This is a genomic window from Streptomyces sp. SID12488 (assembly GCF_010548275.1).
In the GTDB taxonomy this organism is placed as follows: Bacteria; Actinomycetota; Actinomycetes; order Streptomycetales; family Streptomycetaceae; genus Streptomyces.
In genome coordinates, this window is sequence record NZ_JAAGLT010000040.1 from 1 (window position 1) to 15,796 (window position 15,796).

General features: G+C 69.2%; 12 protein-coding genes and 1 pseudogene. 1 reads left to right on the forward strand and 12 read right to left on the reverse strand.

The window, feature by feature from the left end; genetic code table 11:
- The 12 genes and pseudogenes from G3I56_RS38190 to uvrC all read right to left on the reverse strand — a co-directional run.
- Positions 1-352 (reverse strand): annotated as a pseudogene (locus G3I56_RS38190) (glucose-6-phosphate isomerase); the annotation flags it as partial.
- Positions 353-409: 57 nt separating this feature from the next.
- The gene (locus G3I56_RS38195) at positions 410-1,696 is read right to left on the reverse strand and encodes an MFS transporter (RefSeq protein WP_343240180.1); all 1,287 of its coding nucleotides are present in this window, start codon (positions 1,694-1,696) and stop codon (positions 410-412) included.
- 133 nt (positions 1,697-1,829) lie between these two features.
- Complete coding sequence (locus G3I56_RS38200) at positions 1,830-2,165, reverse strand: RNA polymerase-binding protein RbpA (RefSeq protein ID WP_082412914.1); 336 nt, start codon at positions 2,163-2,165, stop codon at positions 1,830-1,832.
- 244 nt (positions 2,166-2,409) lie between these two features.
- Complete coding sequence (secG, locus tag G3I56_RS38205) at positions 2,410-2,640, reverse strand: preprotein translocase subunit SecG (RefSeq protein ID WP_055529234.1); 231 nt, start codon at positions 2,638-2,640, stop codon at positions 2,410-2,412.
- 129 nt (positions 2,641-2,769) lie between these two features.
- Positions 2,770-3,546 (reverse strand): triose-phosphate isomerase, encoded by a 777-nt coding sequence (gene tpiA / locus G3I56_RS38210; RefSeq protein ID WP_164417313.1) that lies wholly within the window; start codon positions 3,544-3,546, stop codon positions 2,770-2,772.
- Positions 3,547-3,553: 7 nt separating this feature from the next.
- A complete protein-coding gene (locus G3I56_RS38215) occupies positions 3,554-4,765 on the reverse strand; it encodes a phosphoglycerate kinase (protein ID WP_164417315.1) in 1,212 nt (403 codons plus the stop codon).
- Positions 4,766-4,895: 130 nt separating this feature from the next.
- Entirely contained in the window at positions 4,896-5,900 is a 1,005-nt protein-coding gene (gap, locus tag G3I56_RS38220) for a type I glyceraldehyde-3-phosphate dehydrogenase (protein WP_164417317.1), read from the reverse strand.
- Between the two features lie 224 nt (positions 5,901-6,124).
- The gene (locus G3I56_RS38225) at positions 6,125-9,076 is read right to left on the reverse strand and encodes a M14 family metallopeptidase (RefSeq protein ID WP_164417319.1); all 2,952 of its coding nucleotides are present in this window, start codon (positions 9,074-9,076) and stop codon (positions 6,125-6,127) included.
- A gap of 147 nt (positions 9,077-9,223) precedes the next feature.
- Positions 9,224-10,207 (reverse strand): DNA-binding protein WhiA, encoded by a 984-nt coding sequence (whiA, locus tag G3I56_RS38230; protein WP_053744887.1) that lies wholly within the window; start codon positions 10,205-10,207, stop codon positions 9,224-9,226.
- Positions 10,198-11,265 carry a uridine diphosphate-N-acetylglucosamine-binding protein YvcK gene (gene yvcK, locus G3I56_RS38235; protein WP_164417321.1) on the reverse strand — a complete coding sequence of 356 codons (1,068 nt, stop codon included), beginning with the start codon at positions 11,263-11,265 and terminating at the stop codon, positions 10,198-10,200. Before yvcK ends, whiA begins: the two co-directional genes overlap by 10 nt.
- Positions 11,262-12,317 carry an RNase adapter RapZ gene (gene rapZ, locus G3I56_RS38240; RefSeq protein WP_164417324.1) on the reverse strand — a complete coding sequence of 352 codons (1,056 nt, stop codon included), beginning with the start codon at positions 12,315-12,317 and terminating at the stop codon, positions 11,262-11,264. Before rapZ ends, yvcK begins: the two co-directional genes overlap by 4 nt.
- On the reverse strand, positions 12,314-14,452 hold the full coding sequence (gene uvrC / locus G3I56_RS38245; protein WP_164417326.1) for an excinuclease ABC subunit UvrC: 2,139 nt from the start codon (positions 14,450-14,452) through the stop codon (positions 12,314-12,316). Before uvrC ends, rapZ begins: the two co-directional genes overlap by 4 nt.
- A gap of 313 nt (positions 14,453-14,765) precedes the next feature.
- Between uvrC and G3I56_RS38250 the strand changes: the two genes are divergently transcribed.
- The gene (locus G3I56_RS38250) at positions 14,766-15,728 is read left to right on the forward strand and encodes a hypothetical protein (protein ID WP_164417328.1); all 963 of its coding nucleotides are present in this window, start codon (positions 14,766-14,768) and stop codon (positions 15,726-15,728) included.
- Positions 15,729-15,796 lie beyond the last annotated feature (68 nt).

Here is a 15,796-nt window from a genome sequence, read left to right on the forward strand (position 1 = left end):
CGTTCTCACCGTCGACCTCGACCACCGCGTCCCGCGGCGCCCGCAGCGCGGTGTGCAGCACCGCACGGTCCTCGGTGATGTTGATCCGGTCACCGCGGAACATGGCGTCCCGCAGCCCGAACACATCCGTCGTGGCGGCCAGCTCGCGCAGCAGCCGCAGCGTCTCGTCGGTGACGAGGTGCTTGGAGTAGTCGATGTGCAGATCACCGACCTGGAGGGTGTACCCGGCACCGCGCCCGGGATCGGTCGCGAACAGGTCCCGCAGATGGGCGTCCGCCAGCTCCTCACGGTGCTTGGCCAGGGCCGTCCACTCGGGCGTCTGGTTGAGCCTGCTACGGCTGTCTGCGTTCATCTCGGACTTCCGCCTCTTTCCTGCCTGGGCCCCCGCTGCCGGCCCCAACCTAATTGATCAGCTTGCTGGTCGAACTGCCGTCGTACCGTCACCCGGCCCAACAACAGATATGTCTTCGCCGACAGATACGTCCGACCGAAGCGCCGGTATCAGCGCGATGACCGAAAGAACGAAGAAAGCGGCGGCCAGCAGTGCCGGTGTGTTGAGTCCCCACGCCGTCGCGACGGCTCCGCCCAGCAGCGCGCCCAGCGGCGCTCCGGCGACCGCCAGCGTACGGAAGGCCGAGCTGACCCGGCCCAGCATTTCGGCCGGGCTGCGGCTCTGCATCAGGGTCGTCGCGTTGACGTTCCACACCATTCCCATGAGCCCGAACACCGCCAAGGCGGCCACCAGCGCGGCCAGCCTGCGCACCGAGCCCATGACGACCAGCGCGCCGATCTGCACCGTACCGGCGAGCAGCACCGCCCGTAACCGCCCGAGCCGGCCGACGAGCCTGCCGTTCAGCGCACCGCCGGCGAGGCTGCCGACCGCGTACGCGGTCATCGCCGCCGCGTACCCTCCGTTGCCCGCGTCCAGCCAGTCGGTCACCAGCAGGACGAGGGTGGCGATGAGAGCACCCATGCCCACGTTGCACAGTGCCGTGGCTGCGCACAGGCCACGCAACGGCCCGTCGTGCCACAGGGCGCGCAGGCCGGCCGTGATCTCCGCGCGCAGGGTGCTGCCCGCCGGTCTCGGCGCCCGCGCGGACACGTCGGGCCGCAGCGAGGCGACCAGGGCCGCCCCGATCAGGAAGGTGACGGCGTCGGCCGCGAAGGGAACAGCCGCGCCCAGCGCGATCAGTACCGGAACCACCGGACCGGCCAGCAGACCGCCCGCGACGCGCTGACCGGTCATCAGACGGGCGTTCGCGCCGCCGAGCGCCTCCTTGTCGACCAGGGTCGGCAACAGGGCCGTCGAGGCGTTGTCGAAGAGGGTCTGAAGGGTCGTCAACGCGAAGGCGAGTGCGATGAGCAGGCCGATCGTGGCGTGCCCGAGGCCGACGGCCACGGCGAAGCAGGCGACCAGCAGCCCTCGTAGCGCATCCACCGTCCACATGGCGCGGCGCTGGTCGACCCGGTCCGCGACGGCCCCGCCGAGCAGGCCGAAGACGAGCCAGGGCAGATAGCCGCAGGCCGTCACGGAGGCGATGAGCAGAGGCTTGTCGGTGAGTGTCGTGGCGAGCAGGGGCAACGCGGCCGTGCGCAGTGCGTCGCCGAAGCTGGAGAGTACGGCGGCGCTCCACAGCCGTCCGAATCCCCCGCGCCACGCGGGCACACGCGCTCCCGCCAACTCGACCGTCGTCACCATTCCCCCTCGCGGTTCGCCGATTCACAAACCGTAGAGGGCACCACTGACAATCGGTCGGGGAGCCGGTGGGTGACGCCCCGTAAAACGGCTCCGGTCAGGCACCTCTCGGTGTCTGACCGGCCGTCAACTTCTAGATCTCGCCCCGGAGTTTGGCGAGCGCCTCGGCGAGGATCGCCTCGCCGTCCGCATCGCTGCGCCGTTCCCGTACATACGCCAGGTGCGTCTTGTACGGCTCGGTTCGCGGCGGGGCCGGTGGGTTGTCCCGGTCCTGTCCGGCCGGAAAGCCGCAGCGCGGGCAGTCCCAGGTTTCGGGAACCTGCGCGTCGCTGGCGAAGCTGGGCACCGTCTCGTGTCCGTTGGAGCACCAGAAGGAGATGCGCAGCCGTGGCGCGGACTCGCCACGCTCGGCCTCGCCCATCGGCCCCGCCCCGACCCGGCTTCCTCGGATCGCGTTGCCACTTGCCACGGTCGTAACTCCCTGCGTAATGGTGCCGCGAAGCGAGTCGACGTTTTCGCTTCGTTGCGAGCGCCTCAGTCTACGTAAGGCCCAACGCGCGTCCAGTGCTTGGAGTTACAGGCCCTGCACCAAGACGCAAGCCCCATGATAGGCCGCCCTTGGCGGGGCGTACCGAACATGGGGCCTTACGTGCGGAATGTGCGTGCGTAATGTGCTGTCGTACCGATATTTGACGACCGGTGTCAGCCGCTGATCAGTTGTTCACCTTCATCAGGATGCCGAGCACCACAATGCACGCGAACCACAGCAGACCGAGCACCACGGTGATGCGGTCCAGGTTGCGCTCGGCGACCGAGGAGCCGCCGACGGACGACTGCATGCCGCCACCGAACATGTCGGAGAGGCCGCCGCCCTTCCCCTTGTGCATCAGCACGAGCAGCATCAGCAGCAGGCTGAAGACGATCAGGGCGATCGAGAACCCCAAAACCACGGCTGGACCAACTTCCTCGGATTCTGATGGACTACGGGGCCGGAACTCTCATTCGGAACGCTCGGCGCACCAAATACTAGTTTCGGCCCCGCCAGGGTACGACGGATCTCCGCTAGCGCATACTCACTGGTCGCGGAACCGAACGATCTTGACGAACTCTTCGGCGTCCAGCGCGGCACCGCCGACCAGCGCGCCGTCGATGTCGGGCTTCGCCATGATCTCGGCGACGTTCCCGGACTTCACCGAACCGCCGTACTGAATGCGTACGGCGTCGGCCACGTCCTGGGAGTAGAGCTCGGCGAGCTTCGCGCGGATCGCCCCGCAGACCTCCTGGGCGTCGTCGGAACCGCAGACCTTGCCGGTGCCGATGGCCCAGACGGGCTCGTACGCGATCACGATGGTCTCGGCCTGCTCGGCCGGGAGGTCCTTGAGGCCGCCCTCGACCTGCGCGAGCGTGTGGGAGACGTGGTTGCCCGCCTCGCGGACCTCCAGCTCCTCGCCGACGCACAGGATCGGGGTGAGGCCGTGCTTGTAGGCGGCCTTCACCTTGGCGTTGACGAGCTCGTCGGTCTCGTTGTGGTACTGGCGGCGCTCCGAGTGACCGATCGCCACGTAGGTGCACTTGAGCTTGGCCAGCATCGGGCCGGAGATCTCGCCCGTGTAGGCGCCCGTGTCGTGCGCGGAGATGTCCTGGGCGCCGTACTTGATCTTGAGCTTGTCGCCGTCGACCAGGGTCTGTACCGAACGCAGGTCGGTGAAGGGCGGCAGAACCGCGACCTCACAGGCGTCGTAGTCCTTGTCCGCGAGGGCGAAGGCGAGCTTCTGGACGTGGGCGATGGCCTCGAGGTGGTTGAGGTTCATCTTCCAGTTGCCCGCCATCAGCGGCGTACGAGTGGTCATGTGCGGGTCAGCCTTCCAGTGCGGCGAGACCGGGGAGCGTCTTGCCCTCGAGGTATTCGAGGGAGGCGCCGCCACCGGTCGAGATGTGGCCGAATGCGTTCTCGTCGAAGCCCAGGATGCGCACGGCGGCGGCGGAGTCTCCGCCGCCGACGACCGTGAACGCCGGGGAGTCGAGGAGAGCCTGGGCGACCGCCTTGGTGCCCTCGGCGTAGTCGGGGTGTTCGAAGACGCCCATGGGACCGTTCCAGAAGACGGTGGCGGCGTCGGCGAGCTTCGAGGCGTACAGCGTGCTGGACTCCGGACCGATGTCGAGGCCCATCTGGCCGGCGGGCATCGCGTCCGCGGCGACGGTGGTGGGGTTCGCGGGAGCCTTGGTCTTCAGGTCCGGGAACCCGGAGCCGACCAGCACGTCGACCGGGAGGATCAGCTCGACGCCGTTCTTCTCCGCGCGCTCGATGTACTCGTTGACGACCGGGAGCTGGTCCTCCTGGACGAGGGAGGCACCGATCTCGTAGCCCTTGGCCTTGAGGAAGGTGAACACCATGCCGCCGCCGATGAGGATGCGGTCGGCCTTGCCGAGCAGCTGGTCGATGACGGCGAGCTTGTCGGAGACCTTGGCCCCGCCCAGCACGACGACGTACGGCCGCTTGACGTCCTCGGTGAGCTTCTTCAGTACGCCGACCTCGGTGGCGATGAGGTAGCCGGCGTAGTGCGGCAGACGGGCCGGCAGGTCGAGAACCGAGGCGTGTCCGCGGTGCACGGCGCCGAAGCCGTCGCCCACGTAGACATCGGCCAGGGCGGCGAGCTGATCGGCGAACTCACCGCGCTCGGTGTCGTCCTTCGACGTCTCACCGGCGTTGAAGCGCAGGTTCTCCAGGACCGCGACCTGGCCGGGCTGGAGGCCGTTCACCGCGTCGTGGGCGGCGGGGCCGACGGTGTCCTGGGCGAAGGCCACGGGGGCGTCCAGGAGTTCACCGAGGCGCTCGGCGGCGGGCAGCAGGGAGAAGACGGGGTCCGGGGCGCCCTTGGGGCGGCCCAGGTGGGAGGCGACGACGACCTTGGCACCGGCGTCCGCGAGGGCCTTGACGGTGGGCAGGACGGCCCGGATGCGGCCGTCGTCGGTGATGACGCCGTCGGCCAGCGGCACGTTCAGGTCGGCGCGGACGAAGACCCGCTTGCCGTCGACTCCTTCAGCGAGGAGTTCGTCGATCGTCTTCATGAAGGGGACTCCTAGGGAGGGCTCTTTTGTCCGGGAGGGCCGGATCGATCAGTACGTGCCACAGGGCCCGGGCAACGCCGCGTTGCGTTGCCCGAGCCCTGTGCTCACATCGAAGTGCCTGCTCCGGTACTCAGAGCTGGTTGCCGACGAAGACCGTGAGGTCGACGAGGCGGTTGGAGTAGCCCCACTCGTTGTCGTACCAGCCGATGATCTTCACGCTGTTGCCCTGCACCATGGTCAGGGAGGAGTCGAAGGTGCAGGAGGCCGGCCAGCCGACGATGTCCGAGGAGACGATCGCGTCCTCGGTGTAGTCCAGGTAGCCCTTCAGCTCGCCCTGGGCGGCCTTCTGGAACGCGGCGTTGACCTCTTCCTTGGTCACCACGCGCTCCGTCTCGACGACCAGGTCGGTGACGGATCCCGTCGGGACCGGCACACGCATCGCCATGCCGTTGAGCTTGCCCGCCAGCTCCGGGATGACCACGCCGAGGGCCTTGGCCGCACCGGTGCTCGCCGGGATGATGTTCTCGGCGGCGGCGCGGGCGCGGCGCAGGTCCTTGTGCGGGAAGTCCTGGAGACGCTGGTCGCTGGTGTAGGCGTGGACCGTGGTCATCAGGCCCGAGACGACGCCGAAGTTCTCCAGGAGAACCTTGGCCATCGGCGCCACACAGTTGGTGGTGCAGGAGGCGTTGGAGATGATGTGGTGGTTCGCCGCGTCGTACTTGTCCTCGTTGACGCCGAGGACGATCGTGATGTCCTCGTCCGAGGCCGGAGCCGAGATGAGGACCTTCTTGGCGCCGCCGGCGATGTGCTTCGCGGCGTCGGCCTTCTTGGTGAAGATGCCGGTCGACTCGATGACGATGTCGACGCCCAGCTCACCCCAGGGGATGTCGGCCGGGTCGCGCTCGGAGAGCACCTTGATGGTGTGACCGTCGACGGTGATCGTGTCGGCGGTGTGCGTCACCTCAGCCTTGAGACGACCCAGGATCGTGTCGTACTTCAGAAGATGAGCTGTGGTCGCGGTGTCACCCAGGTCGTTGACAGCCACGATCTCGATGTCAGCACCCTGCTCCAGCAGCGCGCGGAAGTAGTTACGACCGATGCGGCCAAAGCCGTTGATGCCTACGCGGATCGTCACGAACCGATCTCCTCGTTAGGTACGCCGGCTTTCGTGCCGGCGAGTTGTATGGGATGTCCCCGACCGCCTACGACCCTACCTCTCTGAGGCCCGGGTGGTGACATCGAGATGCCCCATACACGGCAGGGCGGCCCGTACCCGCCAGTAGGGGTACGGACCGCCCAGGTTCTGCACCGCGATCACCTGATCGAAATCGGTGCGATCACCCGATGAACAGGGCCTGATCAGTTCTTCAGCGCGGCCAGTGCCTTGCCGAGGAGTGCCTTCCGGTCAGCCGCCGTGGTGACGTGCTCCAGGCCGAAGCCCAGCAGCACGGTGTCATCGGTGGTGACCGCTCCGTACGTCTTGAACAGCTCGCCCGAGCGTCCCCAGTCGCTGATGACCGCCGGGCTGCCCGCGGGCGGTCCGGGGGTGCTCCAGGCGCCCAGGGACGTCTCGAAGCCCTCGACCGCGCCCGCCGTGCCGCCGGTCACGACGGTGGCGTTGTCGGCGAGGACGCCGCGACCGCCGGAACCGGGGTCGGTGATGTAGCTGAGCGAGATCTCCACCGTTCTGCCCGCGTAGGCCGAGAGGTCGAAGTTGACTTCCTGCCAGCCCGCGGAGGCCCCGGTGAAGCTGTTCCAGGAGCCGCTGGTCCCGGTGGGCGTGCAGCCGCCCGAGCCGAGGGTCAGATAGCGGGTGAGCGCGGGGTGGCCCTGGATGAAGTACCCGGCCTCGCACTCGGCCGGCACCGTGGTGCTGGTGGCGCCGCCCTTCTCCGGGAGCGTGGTCCAGTCGTCGGCCCCGGCCGTGTGGGCTTCGAGCACGGCGTGGTCGTAGCCCTCCTCCGTGTCCCACAGGAGCTGGGTACGGAAGGTGGGCGCGGCTGCCGCGCTCACCCCGGTGAGGTCGATGGTGCGGGTGAGACGGTTCCAGGCGTAGTCGGTGTGCTTGACGGCCGCCATGAAGGAGCCCGCGTACGGGCCGAACGGGTTTGCGGTTCCGGGATATCCGCCCGCGCCCGCACTGGCGAACTGCGGGTACGTCGCCACGGGCAGGGTGTCCGAGGTGACACTGAAAGAGCCGGCCGCGTTCAGCGGGTTGCCCGGCGCGTCACCGAGGGCGCCCGTGAAGCCGGTGAGCTTCCCGGAGCCGTTGAAGGCCTTGGCCGAGGGTGTGGTCGTACGGGTGTAGGCGCCCAGGTAGTACTGGCTGAAGTCGTTCGACAGGGTGCCCCCGCCGAGGTCGACGGAGCCTCCCGCGCTCTCGCCGGCCTCGACCAGCTTGCCGCCGGCGTTGAGGTAGGCGCGCAGTTGGAGCTGAGTGGCGTTGCCGGGCCGTACGGCACCGGTGTAGTGGACGACCGTCTTGAAGTGACCGAGCACACCCAGCGCGTCGGGTGCGCCCAGGGTGGCGACGTCCCAGACGAGCGGCTTCCTGCCGTTGGCCTTCAGCGCGTCGACGTAGACCTGGGTCTGCGCGGCGGTCGCGCCCTCCTCGGCGACGACGAGCGTGTCGGCGCGCGGCCGTTCGGCGACCGTGTACGTGAACCGCGTGCTCTTGGTGGGCTTTCCGGCTTTCGTCTCGCCGGTGAACCAGACCTCGACCTTGTCGCCCGGATCGCCGTCGGCGACCTTGGCGCGGTACTCGTCGAAGTACAGGTTGTCGTCACCGCCGAAGGTCTCGCCGCCCTTCCACGCCTTGAGCGCCATGTCCTCCGTACGGCCGCCGTTGACGCGGTACCTGAGTTCCTTGTCGCGCACGGACTTGCGTACGACGACCGAGATCTCCTGGTCGGCGCCACGCGAGTACGAGGTGGTGAACGGGGCCGGGGTGAAGTCCGGGGCGTCGACGCCGACCGAGGACTTCGGCTGGTCGGGCTTGGCCGCGGACTCGGCGACGGACAGGGCGAACGGGATGTTCTTGGTGAACTCCTGCTGGATCAGCTTCTCGTCGTCCGGGAAGGTGAAGACCGAGGCGCAGTCGGCCGCGTTCCAGGCGTCGTCCGGGTAGAGGTTCGACACGGTCTGGCAGGTCGACATCTCCGGGGTGAACATCGCCGTGCCGTTGACGTTGGCCGCGTGGCCGTCCGCCTCGCCGTTGGTGGTGTACAGCTCGGAGGAGAGCTGGGGGTGGTAGCCGGGGATCGCGGAGTTCTCCGGGGTACCGGCGAGCGACTTGTAGAGGACGTCGTCGGGGCTGGGCGAAGCCACCTGCCAGCCGACCCCGTAGAGGAGGAGCTCGGCGGCGGAGTGGTAGTTGATGCCGTACTCGAAGCCGACGCGCTTCTCGAAGGCGTCCAGGGCCTTGGTCTCGGGCTCCGAGTTGGGTCCGGCACCTCGGTAGGTCTGGCTGGTGGGGAACGGGGACGAGCCCTCGTCGTCGTAGCCCCACTTGTAGGCGAAGTTTCGGTTGAGGTCGACGCCGTCGCCGATGGTGGTGGCGCCGTCGCCGTTGACGTCCCGCATGTTCTTGCGCCACTGGCGGTCGCCGTCGGCCCGGTGGGTGAAGTCGTAGCCGTCGGGGTTCGCGGAGAGGACGAACCACAGTTCGGTCGAGTCGACGATCTTCTTGATGCGCCGGTCCTTGGAGTAGTTGTCCAAGTAGTAGTGCATCAGACGCCGGGTCATCTCCGGCGTGATCCATTCACGCGCGTGCTGGTTGGACATGTACAGGACGGACGGCTTGGCGCCGTCCTTGCCCTTCTTCGCGCCCTTGGTCAGTTTGAGCGCGAGGATGTCCTGCCCCTGAAGGGTCTTGCCGATGGAGACGACCTTGGTCAGGGCCGGGTTCTCCTGCGCGGTCCGGAGGATCTCCTCCTTGAGGTTCCCCGCTCCGCTGTACGGCCGGTAGACACCGTCGCCGGCGGCGGCCACGCGTGCGCGTGCCTTCGCGGTGAGCGTGTGCTCCTTGAGGCGGACGCCCTTGTCCTCCAGTTGGTCGGCCTGCTTGTCGGTGAGGTAGACCTCGACCGTGGCCGTGCCCTTCTCCGGTGCCTGCTCCCCGAGTTCGTGACCGTCCTGACCGGTCGCGAGGAGCAGGGGTATCTGCGCCTTCGTGACCTCGGCGCGGAAGACCTTGACCTCGTCGGCGCCCGGCGTACCGGCGTCCTCCGCGGCCACGGCGACGGGCGCGAGTCCCGCGCCGCCCAGCAGGAGTGCGCCGGCGGCGAGGATCGTTCTCGCTCTGCGTCTCATGTACCCCCCTAGCGATGGTCCACCGCAGTGGCGGACCAGATGCCAGGCTCATGACAGTTCATGATCCAGTCAAGGGGGCACCAACAACTGACAAACGCCGATACCGGCACCCGAAGCGGGTACCGGTACCGGCGAGTTGAGGCTCCGTCAGCCCGCGTCGGCCATTTCCTCGGTGAGGTTGGACTCCGTCCCCGGGATACCGAGGTCCTGGGCCCGCTTGTCGGCCATGGCGAGCAACCGGCGGATCCGGCCCGCGACGGCGTCCTTGGTCAGCGGCGGGTCGGCCAGGGCGCCCAGCTCCTCCAGGGAGGCCTGCTTGTGGTCCATGCGCAGCCGGCCGGCCGCCGCGAGGTGCTCGGGGACCTCGTCGGCGAGGATCTCCAGCGCGCGCTGGACCCGGGCGCCGGCGGCGACCGCGGCGCGCGCGGAACGGCGCAGGTTGGCGTCGTCGAAGTTGGCTAGGCGGTTCGCGGTGGCGCGGACCTCGCGGCGCATCCGCCGCTCCTCCCAGGCCAGCACGGACTCGTGTGCGCCGAGCCGGGTGAGGAGGGCGCCGATCGCGTCCCCGTCCCGGACGACGACCCGGTCGACGCCCCGCACCTCGCGGGCCTTGGCCGCGATCGAGAGACGCCGGGCGGCGCCGACAAGGGCGAGCGCGGCCTCGGGGCCCGGGCAGGTCACCTCCAGGGACGAGGAACGTCCCGGCTCGGTGAGCGAGCCGTGGGCCAGGAAGGCGCCTCTCCAGGCCGCCTCCGCGTCACAGGTCGCCCCGGAGACCACCTGCGGGGGCAGCCCTCTGATCGGCCGTCCACGGCCGTCCACGAGCCCTGTCTGGCGGGCCAGCTGGTCGCCGCCCGCGACCACCCGGACCACGTAACGGGAGCCGCGGCGAAGTCCGCCGGGCGCCATCACGATCAGTTCCGAGCTGTGGCCGAAAATCTCAAGAATGTCCCGCTTGAGCCGACGGGCCGCCATCGCGGTGTCCAGCTCCGCCTCGATCACGATGCGCCCGCTCACCAGGTGGAGGCCGCCGGCGAACCGCAGAATGGCAGAGACCTCCGCCTTCCTGCAGCAGGTACGGGTGACGGGGAGCCGGGAAATCTCGTCCTTCACCGCTGCCGTCATCGCCATGGGCCGATCCTTCCATGCATCCGAAAAATACGGTCGTACGCGGCGGCCAACAGCTCCGTATCGTGCCGAGGAGATCCGTCGGTCCGGGCCACCGGCGCCAGCTCGACCGCGGCACCGAACCGTTTGGCGGCATCGGTCAGCAAGTCGCGATCGGGCACGGCGGCCTCGTCGGCCAGCACCACGTCCAGGGCGAGTTTAGGGGCGTGTCGTCCCAAAACCTCCAAATGACGCTGCGGGGAGAAGCCATCGGTTTCTCCGGGTTGCGGCGCGAGGTTCAGCGAGAGTACCCGTCGGGCCTTCGTCTCGGTGAGCGCGTCGAGCAGTTCGGGCACCAGCAGGTGCGGGATCACGGAGGAGAACCAGGAGCCCGGCCCGAGAACCACCCAGTCGGCGTCCAGGACCGCCGCGACGGCTTCCGGGACGGCGGGCGGGTCGTTCGGCACGAGATGCACGCTCTGCACCTCACCGGGCGTCAACGCGACGGTCGCCTGTCCCCGTACGGTGTCGACGTCGTCGGGCCGCTCCGGGTCGTGGCCCTTGACCAGGGCCTGCAGTTCCAGGGGTACGGCGGACATCGGCAGGACACGGCCGTGCGCGCCCAGGAGCCTGCCGACCAGGTCGAGTGCCTGGACGTGGTCGCCGAGCTGCTCCCACAGGGCGACGATCAGCAGGTTGCCGACCGCGTGTTCGTGCAGGTCGCCCTTGGACTGGAAGCGGTGCTGGATGACGCGGGCCCAGGTCTGGCCCCACTCGTCGTCGCCGCACAGGGCGGCCAGGGCCTTGCGCAGGTCACCGGGGGGCAGGACGCCCAGCTCGTCACGCAGGCGCCCGCTGGAGCCCCCGTCGTCGGCCACGGTGACGACGGCGGTCAGGTCGCCGGTGATCCGGCGCAGTGCGGCGAGCGAGGCGGACAGGCCCATGCCGCCGCCCAGGGCGACGACCTTGGGCTGGGCGCCCCGGCGGCGCGGCTTGGCGCCCCGGGCCTCGACGGGCCGGCCCGCGCGGCCCTCGCCGGCGACCCGGCGCAGCCTGCTCAGCCGCGGTGTACGTCCCGTCATTCCCGTCCCATGTCCCGGTGCACGATCACGGTCTCCACGCCCTGCGAGGCGAGGCGGGCGGCGAGCTTCTCGGAAGTGGCGACCGAACGGTGCTTGCCGCCCGTGCAGCCGACCGCGATCGTCACATAGCGCTTGCCTTCGCGGCGGTATCCGGCGGCGATGAGCTGGAGGAGCTCGGTGTACCGGTCGATGAACTCCTTGGCGCCGGGCTGGTTGAAGACGTACGCCGACACCTCCTCGTTGAGGCCGGTGTAGGGGCGCAGTTCCGGGACCCAGTGCGGGTTGGGCAGGAACCGCATGTCCACGACCAGGTCGGCGTCGACCGGGAGGCCGTACTTGAAGCCGAAGGACATCACCGTGGCCCGCAGCTCGGGCTCCTCGTCGCCGGCGAACTGGGCGTCCATCTTGGCGCGCAGTTCGTGCACGTTGAGGCTGGAGGTGTCGATCACCAGGTCGGCGTCGCCGCGCAGTTCGCGCAGCAGTTCGCGCTCGGCGTCGATGCCGTCGACGATGCGGCCGTCCCCCTGGAGGGGGTGCGGCCGGCGCACCGACTCGAAACGGCGCACCAGGGCGTCGTCCGACGACTCCAGGAAGACGATCCGCCGGGTGACGCCCTTCGCCGCCAGATCGGCGAGCGACTCGCGGAGGTTGTCGAAGAAACGCCTGCCGCGTACGTCGACGACGACCGCGATCCTGGCGACGTTGCCCTGGGAACGGGCGCCGAGCTCCACCATGGTGGGGATCAGCGCGGGCGGCAGGTTGTCGACGACGAACCAGCCGAGGTCCTCCAGACACTTGGCTGCCGTCGAACGGCCGGCTCCGGACATGCCGGAGATGATCACCAGCTCGGGGATGGCCACTTCGGCGACCCCGGCTGTCTCGATGCCCGTACCCACTTGCTCTCCGTCTTCCTGGCCCGGTGGTTCCTGGAGCGCCGCGTCGCCCGGTGCCGGGCCCTCGGCGTGTCGCGAGCGATCATCGCCCGCTTCCCTGTGACCTGCCTGACCCACCGCTGTGTGCTCGGCCTTCGGTGCCTCGTCGTGCTCGGTCATGTCTCCTGCCCCCGTCGCTCGTCCGGGGCGCCCGCGGCTACGGGCTCCCCCGGGACATCCGCCCTCGTACCGGGTGCCCCGTCCTGCGTGTCTGCTGTGTCCGACGCGTCTGGCGTGTCTGCTGTGTAATCCATGATCTCTCCGGTCGCCGTGTTCACGGCGGGTGCGGCCGGGGCCGCCTGTGCGAGGGCCACGGCGATCGTCTCGGCCGTCTTGAGGCCTATACCGGGAACCTCGCGGATCTGGTCGATTGTGGCGGACCGCAGCTTCTTCACCGAGCCGAAATGCTTGATCAGCGCCTGTTTCCGGGTTTCGCCGAGTCCGGGCACGTCGTCCAGCGGGCTCGCCCGGAAGCGTTTGGCCCGTTTGACGCGCTGGTAGGTGATCGCGAAGCGGTGGGCCTCGTCACGGACACGCTGGAGCAGATACAGGCCCTCACTGGTGCGGGGCAGGATCACCGGGTCGTCCTCGCCGGGCACCCAGACCTCCTCCAGGCGCTTGGCGAGGCCGCAGACGGCGATGTCGTCGATGCCCAGCTCGTCCAGCGCCCGCTGGGCGGCGGCGACCTGCGGCTGCCCGCCGTCGACGACGACGAGCTGCGGCGGGTAGGCGAACCGCTTGGGCCGCCCCTCGTCGTCCTTCAGCTCCTCGCCGGGTTCCCGACCGATTTCCTGACCGGTGCCAGGGCCGGCTTCCTGGCCGGGTTCCTGGCCGTCCGCCCACTCCCCGGTCTTCTCCTTCTCGGCGATGTAGCGCTTGAAGCGACGGCCGATGACCTCGTGCATGGACCGGACGTCGTCCTGCCCCTCGAAGCCCTTGATCTGGAAGCGGCGGTACTCGCTCTTGCGCTGCAGGCCGTCCTCGAAGACGACCATCGAGGCCACCACGTCGTCGCCCTGGAGGTGGGAGATGTCGTAGCACTCGATCCGCAGCGGGGCACTGTCCAGATCGAGAGCTTCGGCGATCTCCTCCAGGGCACGCGAGCGGGTCGTCAGGTCGGAGGCGCGCTTGGTCTTGTGCAGCACGAGCGAATGCTGCGCGTTGCGCTGCACGGTCTCCATCAGGGCCTTCTTGTCGCCGCGCTGCGGGATGCGCAGGGACACGCCGGATCCGCGCCGCTCGGCCAGCCACTCCTGGACGGGCTCCACGGGATCGGGCAGCGCGGGGACGAGGACCTCCTTGGGCACGGAGTCGCCCTTCTCCTCCCCGTAGAGCTGCTGGAGGGCGTGCTCGACCAGTGCCCCGGTGGTGATCTCCTCGACCTTGTCGGTCACCCAGCCCCGCTGGCCGCGCACCCGCCCACCGCGTACGTGGAAGATCTGCACGGCCGCTTCCAGCTCGTCCTCGGCGACCGCGATCAGATCGGCGTCGGTCGCGTCGGCGAGCACGACCGCGCTCTTCTCCATGGCCTTCCGCAGTGCCTCGACGTCGTCACGCAGACGGGCCGCCCTTTCGTACTCCATCTCCTCGGCCGCTTCCGTCATCCGCTGTTCGAGGCGGCGGATGTACGTCCCCGTGCGGCCGGCCATGAAGTCGCTGAACTCGTCGGCCAGGTCGCGGTGTTCCTCGGCCGAGACCCGCCCGACGCAGGGCGCCGAGCACTTGCCGATGTAGCCGAGGAGGCAGGGGCGGCCGGTGCGGGCGGCGTTCTTGAAGACGCCGGCCGAGCACGTGCGCACCGGGAAGACGCGCAGGAGCAGGTCCACGGTGTCGCGGATCGCCCACGCGTGCCCGTACGGCCCGAAGTAGCGGACGCCCTTGCGCTTCTGACCGCGCATCACCTGAACGCGCGGGTACTCCTCGTTCATCGTCACCGCGAGATACGGGTAGCTCTTGTCGTCGCGGTACTTGACGTTGAAACGGGGGTCGTACTCCTTGATCCAGGAGTACTCCAGCTGAAGCGCCTCGACCTCCGTGGACACCACCGTCCACTCCACGGAGGCGGCCGTGGTCACCATCGTGCGGGTGCGCGGGTGGAGGCCGGCCAGATCCTGGAAGTAGTTGGCCAGGCGCTGGCGCAGGCTTTTCGCCTTCCCGACGTAGATCACCCGGCGGTGCTCGTCGCGGAATCTGTACACCCCGGGAGAGTCCGGGATCTGTCCCGGCTTGGGGCGGTAGCTGGAGGGGTCGGCCATGTCTCACACCCTACTGGCGGGGTGTGACAGCGCGGTGATCCCGGGGACCGACGCCCCCGGTCCCCAAAGAGGGGTGAACAGGGAAGCGAGAGCCTCGGCGGTTGCGCGTGTTGCGCCTCAGGTGTTGTCGCGCCTTGGTCAACACGCTTCAATGCGGGAGAACTCGGGGCGGTGAACGGCCGCGTACGCACGTGCGGACACAAGGACACGGGGACGAGGACGACAACACCGTGTACGCCCGCCGGGCCGACACGGTTCGACCCACGCGCGCGGTCCGACCAGCCGTCGCGATCATTCACAGAAGGGCCCCTGCATGCGCCGAGGCACACCGCACGCGGACGACGTCGTCGCGGAGGACGCCACCGCGGAACTGGAGACGGCTCTGCGAAACGGCCCCTTCCATGTGGCCCTGCGGGCCGCGATCACCGCGCGCGGGCTGCCGCTGCAGCGCGTCCAGCACCATCTGTGGCGGTACGGGGTCAAGGTCGGCGTCACCAGCCTGAGTTACTGGCAGCAGGGTGCCCGCCGCCCGCAGCGGCCCGAGTCGCTGCGGGCCGTGAGGGCGCTGGAGGAGATCCTCCAGCTACCGGACGAATCGTTGATCCAGCTGCTCTCCCAGGACGACGAACGCGCCGGCACGCAATGTCCCGCCGGGCGTTCGTACCGCTCCCTGGTGGAGGCCTCCGGAGCCCTGGAGGAGCTGCTGACGGAGCTGGAGGCGCCGCTCGACGGCGGTCTGCACACCCTCGGTCTGCACGAACGGGTACGGATCGGCACGCACCGTGAACTTCTCACCCGCGAGGCCCACCACATCGTGCGCGCCCACCGGGACGGCACCGACCGTTTCGTCGCCGTGCACCACGGCGACCCCGGCTGCGCGCCGGACCGTATGTCGGTCCACGCCATGGAGAACTGCCGCACGGGGCGGATACGCCGGCACCACGACACCGGGGTGCTCGTCGCCGAACTCCTCTTCGACACGCGGCTGCGAGCAGGCGATACGTTCCTCTTCCGTTACGCCGTGGAGGACGGCACCGCGGGCGTTTCCCGTGAGTACGTGCGTGGATTCGGCGTGGCGGGCGGCCAGTACGCGCTCCAGGTCCGCTTCGACGACGGGTCCCTGCCGGTGCGCTGCCACCGGTTCGCCCAGCATTCGGCCGCGGCACCCAGAAGTGGCCGCCAGGACCTGACGGTGAGTGCCCGCCACCGCTCGGTCCACCTCGTCGAACCGAGGCTGCGACCGGGGATCCTGGGCATCGGCTGGGACTGGGAGTGACGCAAGCGCTTGCGTAAACGCTTGCGCAAGCGTTTACGTCTGCCCGCGCATGCGATACCTTGCCGCCA

Coding starts and splice junctions, on each gene's coding strand:
- tpiA (WP_164417313.1), bottom strand. CDS start 3,546: ATGACCACTCGTACGCCGCTGATGGCGGGCAACTGGAAGATGAACCTC.
- G3I56_RS38215 (WP_164417315.1), bottom strand. CDS start 4,765: ATGAAGACGATCGACGAACTCCTCGCTGAAGGAGTCGACGGCAAGCGG.
- G3I56_RS38225 (WP_164417319.1), bottom strand. CDS start 9,076: ATGAGACGCAGAGCGAGAACGATCCTCGCCGCCGGCGCACTCCTGCTG.
- whiA (WP_053744887.1), bottom strand. CDS start 10,207: ATGGCGATGACGGCAGCGGTGAAGGACGAGATTTCCCGGCTCCCCGTC.
- yvcK (WP_164417321.1), bottom strand. CDS start 11,265: ATGACGGGACGTACACCGCGGCTGAGCAGGCTGCGCCGGGTCGCCGGC.
- rapZ (WP_164417324.1), bottom strand. CDS start 12,317: ATGACCGAGCACGACGAGGCACCGAAGGCCGAGCACACAGCGGTGGGT.
- uvrC (WP_164417326.1), bottom strand. CDS start 14,452: ATGGCCGACCCCTCCAGCTACCGCCCCAAGCCGGGACAGATCCCGGAC.
- G3I56_RS38250 (WP_164417328.1), top strand. CDS start 14,766: ATGCGCCGAGGCACACCGCACGCGGACGACGTCGTCGCGGAGGACGCC.